This is a genomic window from Achromobacter sp. DH1f, assembly GCF_000633435.1.
GTDB lineage: Bacteria > Pseudomonadota > Gammaproteobacteria > Burkholderiales > Burkholderiaceae_B > Achromobacter > Achromobacter deleyi.
In genome coordinates this window covers 103,260-118,938 of the sequence record NZ_AYMF01000001.1, presented here as the reverse complement: position 1 = coordinate 118,938, position 15,679 = coordinate 103,260, and the positions used below count along the sequence as shown (strand labels likewise).

The 15,679-nt window shown below is 62.2% G+C and carries 20 protein-coding genes and 1 tRNA gene; 19 read left to right on the top strand and 2 right to left on the bottom strand.

The window, feature by feature from the left end; all coding sequences use genetic code 11:
• The first annotated feature begins 4 nt into the window (after positions 1-4).
• The 15 genes from U858_RS0100560 (at position 5) to U858_RS0100490 (ending at position 11,733) form a co-directional block, all read left to right on the top strand.
• On the top strand, positions 5-2,143 hold the full coding sequence (locus U858_RS0100560; RefSeq protein ID WP_025135250.1) for a phage tail fiber protein: 2,139 nt from the start codon (positions 5-7) through the stop codon (positions 2,141-2,143).
• Entirely contained in the window at positions 2,143-2,460 is a 318-nt protein-coding gene (locus U858_RS0100555) for a hypothetical protein (protein WP_025135249.1), read from the top strand. Before U858_RS0100560 ends, U858_RS0100555 begins: the two co-directional genes overlap by 1 nt.
• The gene (locus U858_RS0100550) at positions 2,461-3,168 is read left to right on the top strand and encodes a hypothetical protein (protein WP_025135248.1); all 708 of its coding nucleotides are present in this window, start codon (positions 2,461-2,463) and stop codon (positions 3,166-3,168) included. It abuts the gene before it with no gap.
• 8 nt (positions 3,169-3,176) lie between these two features.
• A complete protein-coding gene (locus U858_RS34145) occupies positions 3,177-5,378 on the top strand; it encodes a phage tail protein (protein WP_025135247.1) in 2,202 nt (733 codons plus the stop codon).
• On the top strand, positions 5,375-5,857 hold the full coding sequence (locus tag U858_RS0100540) for a hypothetical protein (RefSeq protein ID WP_025135246.1): 483 nt from the start codon (positions 5,375-5,377) through the stop codon (positions 5,855-5,857). Before U858_RS34145 ends, U858_RS0100540 begins: the two co-directional genes overlap by 4 nt.
• 30 nt (positions 5,858-5,887) lie before the next feature.
• On the top strand, positions 5,888-6,121 hold the full coding sequence (locus U858_RS0100535) for a hypothetical protein (protein ID WP_025135245.1): 234 nt from the start codon (positions 5,888-5,890) through the stop codon (positions 6,119-6,121).
• A gap of 3 nt (positions 6,122-6,124) precedes the next feature.
• Positions 6,125-6,406 (top strand): hypothetical protein, encoded by a 282-nt coding sequence (locus U858_RS0100530; RefSeq protein ID WP_051593497.1) that lies wholly within the window; start codon positions 6,125-6,127, stop codon positions 6,404-6,406.
• Between the two features lie 26 nt (positions 6,407-6,432).
• Entirely contained in the window at positions 6,433-6,744 is a 312-nt protein-coding gene (locus U858_RS0100525; RefSeq protein ID WP_025135244.1) for a hypothetical protein, read from the top strand.
• The gene (terL, locus tag U858_RS0100520) at positions 6,741-8,633 is read left to right on the top strand and encodes a phage terminase large subunit (RefSeq protein ID WP_025135243.1); all 1,893 of its coding nucleotides are present in this window, start codon (positions 6,741-6,743) and stop codon (positions 8,631-8,633) included. The genes U858_RS0100525 and terL overlap by 4 nt, the downstream gene beginning before the upstream one ends.
• Positions 8,634-9,668: 1,035 nt before the next feature.
• Positions 9,669-9,905, top strand: coding sequence for a hypothetical protein (locus U858_RS0100515; protein WP_025135242.1), 237 nt, complete (start codon positions 9,669-9,671; stop codon positions 9,903-9,905).
• A gap of 89 nt (positions 9,906-9,994) precedes the next feature.
• Positions 9,995-10,249 (top strand): hypothetical protein, encoded by a 255-nt coding sequence (locus U858_RS0100510; protein ID WP_157838749.1) that lies wholly within the window; start codon positions 9,995-9,997, stop codon positions 10,247-10,249.
• 438 nt (positions 10,250-10,687) lie between these two features.
• Positions 10,688-10,975 (top strand): hypothetical protein, encoded by a 288-nt coding sequence (locus U858_RS0100505; RefSeq protein WP_025135240.1) that lies wholly within the window; start codon positions 10,688-10,690, stop codon positions 10,973-10,975.
• Entirely contained in the window at positions 10,972-11,163 is a 192-nt protein-coding gene (locus tag U858_RS0100500) for a hypothetical protein (RefSeq protein ID WP_025135239.1), read from the top strand. Before U858_RS0100505 ends, U858_RS0100500 begins: the two co-directional genes overlap by 4 nt.
• Before the next feature lie 76 nt (positions 11,164-11,239).
• A complete protein-coding gene (locus U858_RS0100495) occupies positions 11,240-11,512 on the top strand; it encodes a hypothetical protein (RefSeq protein WP_025135238.1) in 273 nt (90 codons plus the stop codon).
• Positions 11,509-11,733, top strand: a complete 225-nt coding sequence (locus tag U858_RS0100490) for a hypothetical protein (RefSeq protein WP_025135237.1) — start codon at positions 11,509-11,511, stop codon at positions 11,731-11,733. The genes U858_RS0100495 and U858_RS0100490 overlap by 4 nt, the downstream gene beginning before the upstream one ends.
• A 79-nt stretch (positions 11,734-11,812) precedes the next feature.
• On the opposite strand, the gene U858_RS0100485 is transcribed toward U858_RS0100490, so the two are convergent.
• Complete coding sequence (locus U858_RS0100485; RefSeq protein WP_157838748.1) at positions 11,813-12,316, bottom strand: hypothetical protein; 504 nt, start codon at positions 12,314-12,316, stop codon at positions 11,813-11,815.
• Here U858_RS0100485 and U858_RS0100475 point away from each other — a divergent pair.
• The 4 genes from U858_RS0100475 (at position 12,315) to U858_RS0100465 (ending at position 15,070) form a co-directional block, all read left to right on the top strand.
• Positions 12,315-12,554: a hypothetical protein gene (locus U858_RS0100475; protein ID WP_025135235.1), complete on the top strand. Its 240-nt coding sequence runs from the start codon at positions 12,315-12,317 to the stop codon at positions 12,552-12,554. The two genes, U858_RS0100485 and U858_RS0100475, sit on opposite strands and share 2 nt — an antisense overlap.
• Positions 12,555-13,132: 578 nt before the next feature.
• On the top strand, positions 13,133-13,501 hold the full coding sequence (locus tag U858_RS34550) for a helix-turn-helix domain-containing protein (protein ID WP_081821508.1): 369 nt from the start codon (positions 13,133-13,135) through the stop codon (positions 13,499-13,501).
• Positions 13,476-13,742: a hypothetical protein gene (locus U858_RS0100470; RefSeq protein ID WP_157838747.1), complete on the top strand. Its 267-nt coding sequence runs from the start codon at positions 13,476-13,478 to the stop codon at positions 13,740-13,742. Before U858_RS34550 ends, U858_RS0100470 begins: the two co-directional genes overlap by 26 nt.
• 128 nt (positions 13,743-13,870) lie before the next feature.
• Complete coding sequence (locus U858_RS0100465) at positions 13,871-15,070, top strand: site-specific integrase (protein WP_025135233.1); 1,200 nt, start codon at positions 13,871-13,873, stop codon at positions 15,068-15,070.
• Positions 15,071-15,600: 530 nt separating this feature from the next.
• Here the strand turns inward: U858_RS0100465 and U858_RS0100455 are convergent.
• A tRNA-Ile gene (locus U858_RS0100455) sits at positions 15,601-15,679 on the bottom strand.

The window sequence follows — 15,679 nt, the reverse complement described above, 5'->3', positions numbered from 1 at the left end:
CTCCATGACGACGACCATCTACCAACCCTGGGCCGACTACAAGACAGACGGAACCACCAAGCGCTACACCTTCGGGTTCCCCTACCTCAACCGCGGCCACATCATGGTCACGCGGGACGGCGGGGCGCCCGCCCTCTTCCGCTTCGTTGACGATCACACCATCGAAGCCCACACACTCTTCGGCGACCCGATCCCGAAGGGCGAACCTCTCAAGATTTTTCGTCAGACTCCGGACCTGGATGCCTTCGCCTCTTACAAAGACGGAGCGCTCCTGACCGCTGAGGAACTGAATCGCGCTCGCTTGCAGGTCCTTTACCTGATCCAGGAACGCTCCGGCGGCCTCGCTGGCTCGGTCTCTACAGTAGTAGCCCTTCTTACCAATGAGATCGAAACACTCTCCGGCGCCCTGTCGTCGCTCCAGTACAGCCAGGGGCAGCTTACCGCTGGGCTTCAGACAATCGGGGAACTAAACACCCGAATGGAGTCCATGGAGGACGGCCAGGCCGCCGTGCAAGACCTCATCAACAAGACGGTGGCGGACTTCGACGCGAGTAAAGGCGCCGTAGCGCGTCGCCTGGACGCGGTCGAGACCGAGCAGGGGAACCTCCGCTCAGCGGTGTCATCCCAGATCGCCACATTGACGGGCAACGATATGGCCTTCGCCTCCCGAGTCGATAAGGTCGAAGCCAAAGTCGATGCGATTGACTTGGTCGGTAATGACGGCAAGCGCGAGGACGAAGTGATCGCTGCGGCAGTCATCACCTCCACGATTGCCGAGGCGAAGTCACACTACTCGCAGGCTAAGACCCTCACTACACTGAAGTCCCAATTCGGCGCAGTCGAGGCGATGGTCCAGACCGAAGCGACTACGCGGGCTACGGCGGACTTGGCGCTCGCCAAGCAGATCACAGCCATTCAGGTCGAGATCGGGGAGAACCTGGCCCAAGTCATTCAGGACATGAGCAGCCAGATTACGTCAGTGAATGGGCGCGTGTCCAAGGTGGAGTCGAATTACAGCCTAAAGGTTATGGCCGAACGGGAAGACGGCAAGAAGGTCTTCGCCGGTATTGGCCTCAACGCAACTGCGTCCGACGAGTACACAGGCTCGGAGATTATCCTGGCGGCCGAAAGATTGATGTTTGCCGCGCAGACCGAGCCGGACGGCCCGTTGAAGCCGATGTTCACGGCGGGCAATGTGGACGGCTCCCCGACATTCGTAATCCCCTCTAACGTCATGGGTGATCGAATGTACCCGGGGCGGTTGCTGGTGGATGGCTCTATTGAGGCGAGAAGCATCGCCGCAGGGGCCGTTACCGCTGAGAAGATCAAGGCTGGCGAGATCACGACAGACCTGCTTGCCGTGGGGCTAGGTGCGAACCTGCTCAACGCCTCGGAATTCACCGAACGGCGTGCGGGGTCGGCCGTGCCGATGGGCTGGTTCGTCTCTCAATCTGCTGGAGTACAGCCATCGTGGCTGCAACCCTACTACGACCTTGGCGGATGGGCCCTTCTAGGTGGGCACACGTTCGGTCTGGGACAGACGGGCACCACCGGCGACACCGACATCAATAGCTCCAACCTCATCTTTTACAGCGACCTGATCCCAGTAAGTCCAGGGACGCGCTACGAATACTCCGCTTACGTTGGGGTTCACCGGTGCGCGGCAGACATCACGCTGTACTGGTACGACTCGGCCAGCGCCGGACTGCAAGGTCTCACTCCGACCACGCCCTACGCGGACGCCTACGCGCCTATGGGCGGCCCAATGGGCGGTGTGGCCCTAACGGACTACCGACGCATTGGTGGTATCGCCAAGGCACCGGCGAACGCGGCAGGTATGCGGATAGTCCTGCGTAAGGCCCAGCACGCCGCGGGGACTGCGGATAGCTGGCTATTTGTCACTCGTCCGCTTGTTGCAGAGACGTCGGCGTCGGCCACTCGGTTGTCGCCGTACACGCCGGGTGGCCTGCGCACCCTGATCACTCCTGGTGGCATCTCCACCCCATCGCTATCCGCGATCTCCGCGAACCTAGGGACCTTCGTGAGCGGCAACCCGAACGGGCTGCGGACGGTGATCAGTGGGTCCACAACGCTGGTCTATGACGAGAACAACAGGCTGCGCATGCGTTCGGGGATTTGGTAATGCCCGCAGGTCTCCAAGTCTTTGACGAGAACGGGCGGATCACATTCGACACCAACTACCGCGTCTCCCGAATGCTGGGCGTCGTGCAGCCAGGCTTAGGGACCTACACCTATTACGACGACCGGCTGCTAACCGGCATCCCCTTCGGGTTCTATGTATTTGAGGGGGTCTCCAACGCATTTGGCCCCTACGACGTAATCCCCCAGATGACCGCCCCTCGGATCACCTTCTCAGGAAACTCCATGACTGTCACGAGACCGGCCCCCCCACCGATGGGGGAGTCCAACACCTGCAACGTCTACTTCGGCGTCCGTTAGATGCCGGCGGGACTTCAAGTTTTTGGCGATGAGGGCCAGGTACAAATTGATGGTTCCAGCCCTCATATCACGCTGCTCCGAAAAGGTACGGTAGTCAGCGAGGCCGAGTACGGCGCCACACAAACCAACACGAGCTTCGCGTACATCGGGGTAATGCCCAACGAGATACTGGCTTTCCGCCCTGCCGGGGGCCAGTACGGAAACGTTTTCGGCCGCAACGGCAACACCGTGACGATGATCGTGACGGGAGGGCGGACCCCCATCGACTACTGGGTCTTCTCTCGTCACGTCCCCTCGGGTCTCAACTATGGCATGCAACTCTTCGATGAGAACGAGACCATGATCTACGACACGGGCCGGGCTGTGATGAACGTCCTGGGCACGCACGACGGCACAGGTGGTCCGGTGGCCTGGAGCGCCCAAGGGGTCGCCCTGATCCCATGGCAGACATACGCCGGAATTGAGCGCCGTATTGAATACCTTCCGGCCGGTGCTTTGGGGTCACCGGACTACATGATGTTCATTATTTCTACCCTAGGCATTGCGGCCATCTCGGGCAACATGACCTACAGCACAAACAGCCCAATCGCCGCCAATGCGGCCGGCCCCTATTCCGGGTCAGGCGTCGGGGCGCCAAGCGGTTGGACCTACATCGGCAACAACGGTGTGGACAACAGATTCATGGTCATCTCGACCGACAATTTATAGGAGCAGTAATGGCTGCAAGCTGGTATCGCACCGGGACGCTCACCCTCACGAACGGGTCGGTAGAGGTTGCCGGTGCAGGCACCGCGTTCCTTGCGAACGTGCGGAACGGTGACATGCTCATCGGGCCGGTAATGGATATGTACGAGGTCGCGGAAGTCGTCTCGGACAGCAAGCTCAAACTCGCCCGTCCCTATGGAGGCGCTGGATACAGCGGCGATTCCTGGGAAATCGCGCCGACTACGGCACAACTCAAGCAGCTGGCCCAGCAGATCGCCGATCTCGTGGCGATTTATCAGGACATCCCTGAAGCCGCGGCGACGGCACAAGCCGCTGCGAGCCGGGCGGTGTCGGCAGCACAGAGCGCGACGAATGACGCCACAAGTGCCAAGGCCGATGCAGCCCTAGCGCTTTCCGCGAAATCCGACGCTGAGGGCAGCGCCGCTGCCGCTGTGAGCGCCGCGGCCTCCGCCAGCACATCCCGGGACGAAGCCGGCGCCGCAAATAGCGCAGCAGGGGCCGCTGCGCAGCAAGCTATCTCGGCGGCTGCAACCGCTAACCAGACGGCCGAAGAGGTCCGGGGCATTGCCCAAGACGCAAAGGACAGCGCGACCCATGCGGTCCAGGTAGCAGAAGGGATTGACGGCAAGGCCACACAGGCCCTCGCCGCGTCGCAGGACGCTACGGTCAAAGCCGAGGCTAGTGATGTCAAGGCAAGGCAAGCTCAAACTGAATCAGCAAGCGCAGTGACCAACTCCGAAGCCGCCGTAGCCGAGGCCAGTGAAGCCGTCATCCTGGCTAAGCGCGTGGGCAACGCAGTAGGCTCGGTCGCTTGGTGGCCGCTGCGCTCGTCCCTGCCAGCCGGGCGCGTCCCGGCCGATGGGCAGACTGTCAACCGCGCAACTTACCCAGACCTTGCGCAGATGGTGATCGCAGGGAAAGTACCGGTCGTGGCCGAATCCGATTGGCAGGCAGACCCACTGAAAAGGGGCTGCTACTCCTTGGGCGACGGCGCGACCACCATTCGACTGCCGGACTACAACGGGAGGGCTTCAGGATCTAGCGGGGCGCTGTTCCTGCGGGGGGACGGTGCGCTGTCCTCTGGCACGAATGGCTTAATTCAACGCGATGCACTCCAGAACATCAACGGAACGTTCGACATCGGCTGGGGCGCACTAGTGGGCCGTCTAGCGATGGACCCTGCCCGGCAAGTGTCTGGTCTACTGCGCTACAACCTCGGCCCAGGGGCTGGGCGGGTGATCACTTCTGAGACACGGGGCGGCTACAGCGATTACCTCGAAAGCTACACCTTCGATGCGTCGCTGGTGGCCCGCACTGCTGCCGAGACTCGCCCTTCAAACGTCTCTGGTGTCTGGACGATCCAGGCATTCGGCGCCGTGGTCAACCCGGGCAGTGCCGACGCGGCACAACTGGCCAGCGACTACGCGGTGTTGAACTCCGCGGTTCAATCGTTGCGGGCACGGCCAGTTGCACACGGGCAATGCCGCTTTGTATACGTGAACGCCACAGAATGCCGACTAATGCCCTACAACGGCGACGGCCTAGTCATCAATGACAAACAATATCGTATCGATCAGGCGGGCATCGCGCTTCCGATCGCTGCTGTGACCGGCGCCAACGGGATGGCGAATTATGTCTACGCGAAGGACAACGGGAGCGGGGGGATCGCGTTGGAGGGCGTTACCACCAACCATGCCCGTCATACCAATGGGGTTGAAATCAAATCGGGCGATCCCACGCGGACACTTGTTGGCGTGGCATTCAAGAATGCGTCGGGGCAGTTTCAGTTCGATGGCGTCCTTCCAGGAGTGGCTTCTTGGTTTAACCGTTACAGCAATGTCGGGCGCGGGTCCGCTTATCTCGCGGGGACGTCCTCAACCTCCCCGGTGTCGGTGGCGCCTGCTGTAAATACGTGGGTGTGGGCCGGCGAGTCCTTGGATTTCGGCACAGCTGGGGTGATTACCAGTGATACAGCGGGGATTGCGCCTTCTCTGGTGGTCTTCCTGGATGGTGTAGCCGATGTCGCGACTTACGGCACGATCCCGACTGCCGGCGGAGCTGTCTCGGCCGGTATGTATGTCGTAAGGGCCGGCTTGGCTGAAGGTTTTCACTACATTGAACCCCGCTTGAGTTCTGGGGGGAGTGGGACCGCCTATCTAACCGCTGGTTATTTCTTGAGCAACAAACGATGAATATCATTGGACCGTCTTTCCCATCCGAACTTGCCGCTGCTGGTCTTTGGGGCTTGCCGATCTCATGGAATCCGGACGGCGTCAATTTCGGGGATGTCGTCCATCTGGATGGGACCATGACGCTGAATGCAGCGTTGTCTCCTGAGAACCGTGCCGCAGTCGAGGCTGTCGTTGCTGCGCACGACCCGACCGCCCCGGCGCCCACCGCTGCGCCCGACGCGGTGTCCCGCTACCAAGTCCGAGAGGCTATGCGCTTGACGCCGTTCTTGAAAGAAGGGCGGCCGGACTGGACGCTCTTTGATGCGTTCGAATCACTATTGGCCGAGCCGGCCACCCCGGCCTATTACCGCCGCGCCTGGGACGAGCTACAGGTGTTCGAGCGCAGAGGCGCGATGCTGAACGCGGTGGCTGACGTGCTGGGCCTGCCCGGCGAAGGGCTGGACTCCCTCTTCCTCTTTGCAGAATCCCTGAAGGCCTAGCGCCTCACAACCCTCACTCTGAGATATCGCATGACCACTCTCTTCCGAATCTTCGCCCACAACGGCCAAATCACGGGACTGGTGTTTGGCAACGAACACCCCAGCGCCCATGGCGTCGAGGTCCATTCCGGCCAGGCCGAAGACCTCAAGGCGGAACTCGCCGCCCTGGCCCCCTCGGGTGTCGGCTCCCCGTGGCCCCCTGTGGGCACCAAGCCTGCCGAACTCCCCAAGCCCCGCGCCAAGAAGCCCGAGGCGAAGGAATAACCAATGAGCGATGACCTGAATCTCTGGAAGTCGCTGGGTGTCCTGGCACTTCTTGGGGTCGTGATTGCCATCGGCAAGATGCTGGTGTCGAACGAGAAGTTCTGCTGGCGCCTGGCAGTTGGTCGCTCCATCGTCAGCGCTGGCCTCGCTATCGCCGCCGGCTCCATCCTGGCGTTCATCCCGGGGGTCTCCATGCTCGCCGTGGTCGGTCTGGCTTCGGCCTCCGCCGTGCTGGGCGAGCAGTTCCTGGAGCGCCTGATTCAAGCCAAAGCATCGGGCAGCTAGGCGCTGTCCGGCAACCTCAAACGGATATGACCGACGAGCAACTGAGTAACGAAACCCTGATTCGGGCGGCCTTCGAGGCCGCTCTTATCAAGGGCCTGAATGGTCAGCCCCTCACCAACAAGGACGGGGCAATCACTGATGCGGATGGGGTGGTCCTACTGGGCGCCCCCGAGGCGTCGTTCCTCTCCGTGGTCCGGGCCTACCTCAAGGACCTGGAGAAGCCAGGGGACGGCAAGGGTAAGCCCCCGCAACAGGGCAAACCTACGGCACTCATGGAATCCTTCATGAACTCGCCAGCGGGCAAGAAGCTGCCCTTCGCTAACCAGCGGGTGCAGTGACGGGGCGGACGTCCCCCTGGTGGTGGGAGTATCCCGACGACCCCATCAAGAGCGACTTCCGCAACCTCGCATACATCATCTGGGAGCATCTGGCCCTCCCCTCCCCGACACCTGCGCAGTTCGATATTGCCTACTTCCTACAGCACGGCTGGGCTGGCTACGGCCAGCGGGAAGACGGCACCTACTTCGAGTGGTTCGGGCCGGAGACGGCAGAGCCAGATCGCACGGGATGCGTGAGACTCGCCGAGCCTCATGTGTTCCGCGAAGATGTCCTGGAAGCTTTCCGGGGCATCGGCAAGTCTTACCTCACCTCGGGCTATGTCCTGTGGCGCCTGCTGCGCCGCCCCTACGAAGAGAAGGTCCTAGTGGTCTCTGCCTCGGGCACGAAGGCCAAGGAGTTCGTCTCCATGACGAAGACGCTCCTGAACACCATGCCTCTCTTCGCCCATCTGCGGTCCCGGGACGACCAGCGCGACACAGCCTACGCCTTCGACGTCGATGGCGCCAGCATCTCCCAGTCGCCCTCGGTGAAGGCGGTGGGTATCACCGGACAGATCACCGGCTCCCGGGCCACGCTGATCGTCGCGGACGACATCGAGGTCACGGACAACTCCAGGACCGTCGAGTCCCGCGAGCGCCTGCTGTACAAGACCAACGAGTTCTCCGCAATCAAGGTGACCGGCGGCGCCGACGTGATCATGCTGGGCACGCCCCAGACTGAAGAGTCGATCTACACGAAGCTGATCAAGTCGATGGGCTACATGGGCTGGATTCTCCCTGCCCGCTACCCCACCGCAGAGAAGCGCGACTCTTACCGCGTGACCCGAGAAGGCGGCCAGGTCCTGGACTGCCTGTGCCCCCGCGCACGCCAGGTAGACCTGGACCCGCTGCTGGCCTGGAAGCCCACGGACGCCGAACGCTTCACCGAGTTCGAGCTTCTGAATCGGGAGTCAAAGGGGCGGGCGTATTTCGCCCTCCAGTTTCAGCTGGACACCTCCCTCAGCGATGCAGAGCGGTATCCGCTGAAGCTGCGCGACCTGGTCGTCATGCACATCGACACTTCGTCCAAGAACCCCAAGGCGCCCCGCGCTGTCGTGTGGGGGCCGGACTCGCAGTCGAAGAACCGCCGGGACGACCTTCCGGTCGCCGGGTTCTCCGGGGACCATTGGCTGGGTCCGCTCTTCGTTGACCCCGAGTGGGCCAGCTTTGAGCAGGCCGTGATGTTCGTGGACCCCAGCGGTCGCGGAAAGGACGAGACCGCCTGGGCCATCGTGAAGGTCCTGAACGGCCTTATGTACGTCGTCGATGTCGACGGGTTCGCCGGTGACCCAGCCGAGGCTATGGTTCGCCTGGCAGTCGCTGCCAAGAACCAGAACGTCCACGAGATCGTAGTCGAGCCGAACTTTGCTGGCGGCGTCTGGATCAATGCCTTCCAGCCGATCCTGGCGAAGCAATGGCCGGCGGCGAAACCTGGCGAGACCGCAGGCTGTTCGGTGGTCGAGGCTGAATGGGCACGGGCACAGAAAGAAGTCCGCATCATCGACACCTTGGAGCCGGTCATGACCACGCACCGCCTCGTTTTCAACGAAAGCGTGGCGAGGGATGAGGTGCTGTGCTACCAGCTGACGCACATCTCCCGCGAGCGCGGGTCTCTGACGCACGACGACCGCGTCGATGCCCTGGCGGGCGCCGTCTCCCACCTCCAGAAGGTGCTGGCGCAAGATGTCGCCCAGGCAGTCCAGGACATGGAAGCGGCCTGGCAGGACGAAGAGATCGAGCGATATCTTCGCGCTCATGAGCGGATCGGCTCGTCCCCTCGCGGGACTATCTGGTCCGTCGATGAGGACGAGGACGGTGAGGCGGTCGAGGTGTTCCGTGTGACGCTTTAGGAAGCGCCAGGACGCCCTTGGAGTTCTGGTGGCTACGGTGATTCATCTCACCCCGCCATCACGGCTCCAAGGGCGTCCTGGTGGGCATGGGGAATCCTGGGATTCCCCGGCTTAAAAATCTCCCAAAAATGCGTGGCCAGTCTTCGAGCCGCCGCGGGGGAAAATCCCCCCGTGGGGGCACCCCTCGTTGCCTGGGCCGAATACGTCGCCCAGGTAGCACGGGGCGGCCCGGTGCGTCCCACCGTCAGGCGCACTTACAGGACGCACCAGCACCCCCAGCGCGTCACCTTCCCTATGGGGAATGGCTTGCCCCTATCGGATTACGAATCCGTCCGCCGTGGGAATCATGGGGTGCGCGGGGATTCCCTGCGTGTCCTGGTCGCCTTGGTGGCTGGCCTGACCGCTTGTTTGAGCAGGCGGGCGCATCTGTCAGCCACTGTTTTTTTTCTTCGCCCTCAAGACAAGCGACACCCAGCGCTCCCGGGACACCCGGCGCACCCAATGAACCCGGCGAGTCCCGGCGCATCGCTGGGCCGTCCTGGTGCCCGTGGCGACTCCCCGCGCATCCTGCCGCTATGGCGTCCTATACGTCGTGGTGAGCGTGGGCTGATCCTTGCCTATACGTGGTGAGCGTGGGGCCGTCCTGGTGCGTCCTGTGCTGTCCTATACCCACCCCTGGATACGTGGTGAGCGTGGGCCGGTCCTGTTGCCTTGTCGCCATCGGATTTCAAAAGTAGCTTGACAAACACTAATCAATTCATGCTACTATTAGTCTCACTGATGCAGCGAACGGCCTTTAGCCAACGGCACGGCACTAGTAACGATCAGTCCAGCAAGGCCCGCTTTACCCCGCTCTTTAACAACCAAAACTAGCATGTTTCACCTACGTTAACTCCGTGTACATACGCGGTTAGCGCCGGGTGTTTCCCTAGGCGCATTCATTCCGAGTGCGTCCAGGGAAGCATCCGGATAGGTGGATTCTCAGGCGGCATTCGTTGAGTGCTGCCCGTCAATCCAACCTGACAAGGAAACATCATGACTTCCCGCACCTATCAAGGCCACAAGAATTGGAACCACTGGAACGTGTCACTGTGGATCGGTAACGACGAAGGGCTGTATCACATGGCCCGCGACTACATACGCCGTTCCAGCACGAAAGACGAAGCCGCACGGGAAATGCTGGCGTCCCTGCAAGACATGGGGGTCACCAAAACGCCCGATGATGCGCCGTACAGCTTCACCACTATCCGCGCAGCTTTGCGCGGCCTGTAGTAGCACGAGTCACCCCTGACAGTTTCAGCTATAGCCCGCGCCACCGTGGGCTATGTCGGACGCTGTTGTCCGCTTCACATGGGGACACCATGAGCACTATCACAATGAAAAAGCTGCACACCGAAGGGAGGCTGTCCATAGGCGACACGCTCACGCATTCGGAGCGCGGCGACTGCACCTTGATCCGGGTGCGGGAAGACGGGTCCCTGGTCGTCAAGTGTCCGGCCGGGGAGTATTGGAATTGGGCGGTGAATTGGGGACCAGGGCGATACATCTCCGGCCCTGGTGTCGCGGCGCATAGCGTGGACGGCGGCGAGTTCGCCCCGCGTCAGGTGGCCGCATGAGCGCCGCGCCTGTGCCACCGCTGCCGCCGCGCTGCGGGTCTTGGGTTGTCATCCGTCGCGCCGATGGTAAGGCGGTCTTTGAGACCTTCGAGGCCCGCACCGTGGCACGCCTGGACCCCGCGAAGGCTTACGCGGCGCCTGCTCTGGACTACCTGCAAGCCCTGAACGCACGCATACGGCAAGGGAGCTGCGCATGACGCCCCTTGCCGTCCTAGCCCTTCCCGCCGCCGCCCTGGCCGTCATAGCCCTAGGCGCGGCGTGTCGCTGGATATCCACGCGCTACCGGGTCCACGCGATCCGGCGTAGCGCTCGCCAGGGTTGCCCGGTGTCCCGGGAAGTCCTGCGCATCGCCAACCTCTGATAGCTACAGCTTTAGCCCTTGCCGCGTAGGCCGGGCTAAGTCGGTCGCTATTGACCGTTACCCGCAAGGTGACACGAATGAGCACTACCCGAATCAAGCAAACCGGCCTGCCGCCTGCCGACGCCCATTGGAGCTACGGCCCGGCCTGGATGCGCCGCGTATCCCGCAAGACTGCCGCATCCCTCTGCGGGGCTTATCCCCTGCCGCAAATGGGCGCTGAAACCATCGTAGCCGTCGCGCCGGATGGCTGGGGAGGTAAGCACCGCCTGAGCGTCCAGAACATCAGTGGGGGCTTTTACGTCGCCAGCACCGATACGCCCGTGGACCAATGGCCGCGTGTCTTCCGCGTGGAGGTGTCGGAATGACCCGCCGCACCGCAGGCCAGCGCCTGGATGAATCCCGGCTCGAAGCCGCCCTATCCAACCTCATCCGGCGCATCGAAGCGGGCGAAGAGTTCCCCGTCGCCTGCTGGCGCTCATCGTGTGCGTTCAACGTGCCCTATGAAGCGCTGCAAGACGCCTACGACCGCGCCGACGAGGCCGCGTATCACTGACAGCACCAGCTAAAGCCCTTGCCGCGTAGGCGGGGCTTTGACGGGCGCTGTTGCCCTGTACCGCAAGGATCAACCAATGAACGACGCACGCCGCAAGCAAATCGCCATCATCCGTGAAGTGCTGGGTGAACTCCGGCCCCAACTCGAAGCTGTCCGCGATGACGTGGAGTCCGTCAAGGACGACGAACAGGACGCCTTCGACAACATGCCCGAATCGCCGCAAGAGGGCGAACGTGGGCAACGGTCGCAGGACGCAATCGACCAGCTGGACGGCGTGTACAGCGACCTGGACGACCTTCTGTCCAGCCTGGACGACATGGATACCGCGCTTGAAGAGGCCGCCCAATGAACACCATCGACGTAACCCCGACCTGGGGCGAGTGGGCGAACATGTACGCCACCTTTGCCGCGAGTGGCGAACGCAAGGTCTGCAAGGGTCTTCGCGCAGACCTTGCCAAGATGGCCGCCGCCGCGCAGGCCTTGAACGAGATTCGCGCCGAACTCCCCGAACACCTGCAAGACCGGGCATCGCGCTGCCTCGTCGCGGAACTACAGAAGCAAGGCTTCTAACAGCGCCAGCTAAAGCCCTTGCCGCGTAGGCCGGGCTTTGGCGGTCGCTGTTGGGTCGTAGGCACACGCAGGGCCGCGCTTACTTGCCCTGGTGGGCCTTTGCGACGTTTTCCCGGCATGCGTCGTAGAGCGACTTAGCAAGCGCGTTAGGCGCCTTTGCCCGCCCTTCAGCTGTCGACGCTATTGGGGCGTCGTAGGCGACCTGCAACATCACTTGCCACTCTTCGGTGTAGCTGGGGCTGACTATCCCGCCCAACCCCATGAGGTCCACCAAAGGGACCCCGTGTTGCCGGGCGCTGACGATGGCCTTGGCCGCCGCCGCCACCTTGTCGCATATCGCGTAGTCCGCCTGCGTCATATCGAACACGGCGGCCTGAGCGCTGCCGGCGATCACCAGGGCCACCGCGCCCGCTGCTGCTGTTTTCCACATTCCTTTTTCTCCGTGCTTCACCTCGAAGCGAATTCTACCTGCCCGTAAGGAGCTTCTATGCAAAGCGTAATGCTGGCCGTCCTTTGGATCGGCCTGGGTCTCGTCATGCTCGCGGCCATCTCCGGCCCGCGCGGCCTGTAAGGGGGAGACCATGACCAAGCTCTCCGACGCTCGTGTCATCGAGGCGGCCCGCGAAGCCGCCAACATCGAATTCATGTACCGGGACGACGACATGGCCCCGCCGCCCGTGGCGACTGTTGAACACCGCGAGGGGTATTGGGTAGCCGTCATGCCCAGCCGCAGCTACCCCTACCGCGTAGACGACGAGGCGCAGGCCCGATTGTTCAAGGAGGTGTTCGACGCGCACATGACAGAACTGTGCGGGGGATGACGAATGCTGATCATCCCGGACCTGAAGTGCCCCGCCAGTGGCCGCGACTTCTACACCCACTCTGGCACGGCGCGGCCCGATGTGCAGGGCCGCGTAGCCTGCCCGTGTTGCGGCAAGGCCGTCACCCTCCGCCCGGACGCCCTGGGGCTGCGGCGATTCATTCCGAATCACCACGCCTCCCCGCCGGCCCAAGTCCCGTAGACGATTAAATCGACAGAGGTAGAGGCCAGGACCTCTCTAAGTATTCATAGAGATACACGGAATATCCCGTTATTCCCTGGAATACACCATGTCGCGCTTTAGTAAACTACTGTGTACATATCCAGTAATTTCCGGGTAAGCTACTTCCGTCCAGGAGTGCGCCCGCTCAATTCGTTAGGCCCCCTAGGACCTTCCGGCGAGTCCCCAAACGCTTGGGACTCCCCAGAGCGCCCTTAGTGCCTGCTAGTCGCTCCCGCCCAGGGAGCTTTGCTTTATGCTCGCGGGTGACCCGTGCTGTAGCACGACCTAATTATTTTGGTTATGCTATCGGCCGGGTTGCCCACGCGCATCCCGACTAACTCACATAAGGCTCCACTATGTCCGTACCCGTCTCCAACACTTCCAAGATCATGCGCAAGCGTTTCGGCGCATGGCTCAAGGAGTCCCGCGAAGCCGCTGGATTGACGCAACTGGACTTAGCTTCACTGCTCGATTACGCCTATCCAACGACGATAAGTCAGATCGAACGTGGCGCTTCGGCTCTCCCACCTGGGGAACTCCACAGGTGGGCGGAAGCAATCCGCGTGACCCCTAAAAAGGTCGCAGAAAAATACCTCTATTTCACTGAGCCGTTCTTGTATACGGCTCTTTTTGGTAAGGACCCTTATGCAGTTGAAAACCTCCCAAGACCCGAACCCGTCCTCATGCGCCGCTCGGCGCGTGTTGGCGCAAAGGGGGGCCGCTGACATCGCGTTAGCCCATCCGTCCGTAGACATCGAAGACGGCACGGACGACGAAGGCTACCCCTGGCTGGGCCTGACTCTCACCGATGGCTACACGCTGGTCCTGAATTACGCGCCCGAGGCATTCGAGGCGAACGACTGGAACTCCCGCCGTCTCCTGGTACTCCGCTGGGAAGACTACACGAACGAAGCCGTCACCTCGTGGTTCCGCGAAGTGGCCGCCACCTGCGGGGGCCGCGTCTAGCGCCCCCAGCCCCGTCCGGCTCTGGCCGGGGCGCCCAATTTACTCACAGCTGCTCCAGCCCGCCCTACTTCTCGTAGACCTGCGGGCCTGCTTCTACACGCCCTTACTCTCCACAGGAGGCGATGCCTATGGCCGTCTTTAAACGCGCCCGATCTAGCATCTGGCAATGCAAGTTCACCCTCGAAGGCGTGACTGTCCGGGAATCCACGGGCTGCGCGTCGAAAATTGAAGCTCAAGCCTGGGAGGTCCGCCGACGTGCCCAGGTGCGCGAAGACCTGGAAGCGAAGCGGCTGGGTCACAAGCACATGACGCTGCATGCACTGGGGCAGTCCTGGCTCACCGTGTCGGAACTGACTCACCGCGACCATCGCAACAACGTCTCACGCGTACGCAAGCTGTTCGGGGACGAACTGCGGCAGGCAAATGGGGCTTGGCAGCTGACCGTAGGCTCGCGCTACGGCCTGCCCAAGGACCTCGCGGTCGAGGACTTGTCCCAGGAGCATCTGGTACGGCTCAAAGCCGCCCGCCTGGCCGAAGGCGTCACTGCCGCCACGGTGAACCGAGAAATGTCCCTGATCCAGACGCTGATCGGATATGCGAAATCGCTGTCTGTTGTCACGCCGAACCCTCCGCTGGTGTTCTCGCACGGGCGGAACAAGGCCGCGTCGCTCAAGATGAAGGAGCGAAAGGGTAAGTTGCGCTGGCTTACGCCGAGCGAAGAGAGGCTTCTGCTGGTCAGTCTGGGCACAGAGGCGACGCGCAGAGCAAATGACCGGTCCGCTGGCGACGCCTACGACCTCACCCTCTTCCTCCTGGACACCGGGGCACGATACAACGAGGTCGCCCAGATTCGTTGGACACAGATCGATTTGGAGGCAGGCACGATTTCCCTGTACCGGTCCAAGGTCGAGAATGAATCCATGCTGCGCCTGCCGCAGCGGACGCTGGCGATGCTCCGCCGCCGCAAGACCGCGATGGGCACTGGGTATTCCTACGTCTTCCCTGCACTCAAGGGGCGCACCTGGGCGGGCAAGGACGCCCCGCGTGGGCACGCGACCGACGCGATCCAAAACCACATCGAGAAGTGCGGGCTGAACGCCGACCCACAGGCCGACAGAGTGACCCCCCACACCTTCCGGGACACCTTTGCGGCCCGGTTGGTACAGGCCGGCGTCTCGCTGCTAAAGGTGTCGAAGCTGCTCGGTCACGCGAATGTGCTGATGACCCAGAAGTACGCACACCTCTCGCCGGAAGCGACCGGCGCTGAGGCGGCTGCGGTACTCGACAACCTGCACGGGAACCGCAGCGACGCAGAGGCCATTACCTGACCTGTAAATTGGGGCCGAATTGCGCTTGGCCTTGGACCAATTAAACTGTATATCCATACAGTATTTCGAGTAAGACCATGCGCTTTCAGTGCAGCGTTCTCAGAACGCACCACCTAGGCGAGCGCCGCCGTGACAATGACCCAGGCCAGCCCGTCGTGGGTGTGGTGCGGATGTACTCCATGCTCCACACAGGCCTGAACCGACACGTCCCGCGTATGACGATGGAGGCCTTGGCCAAGTTCGGCGCCACAGTGCCGAGCGCCATCCCCGATTTGCTCGAACCCCAACTCCTGACCTTCGGCTCTGACCGAGGCATGATGGTTGTCGGCTTCGAAGAAATCGCCGGCTGTAGGTATTACCAGGGGTGGTGGATGCAGTGGGTTGCAGGGGACTGAACCGCGTCCCCGCAAGTGCTGCGATTAAATCGACAGAGGGTGACAACCCTATCGCGCCGGACACACTGCCGGACGCAGTAGCACAGGTCACACACGTCGTTTAACCGCAGCCCCCTATGCTGTCATAGGAGAGATTGGTAGGCCCCCCGAGAGTCGAACTCGGCACCAACGGATTATGAGTCCGCTGCTCTAACCAGGCATGAGCTAGAGGCCC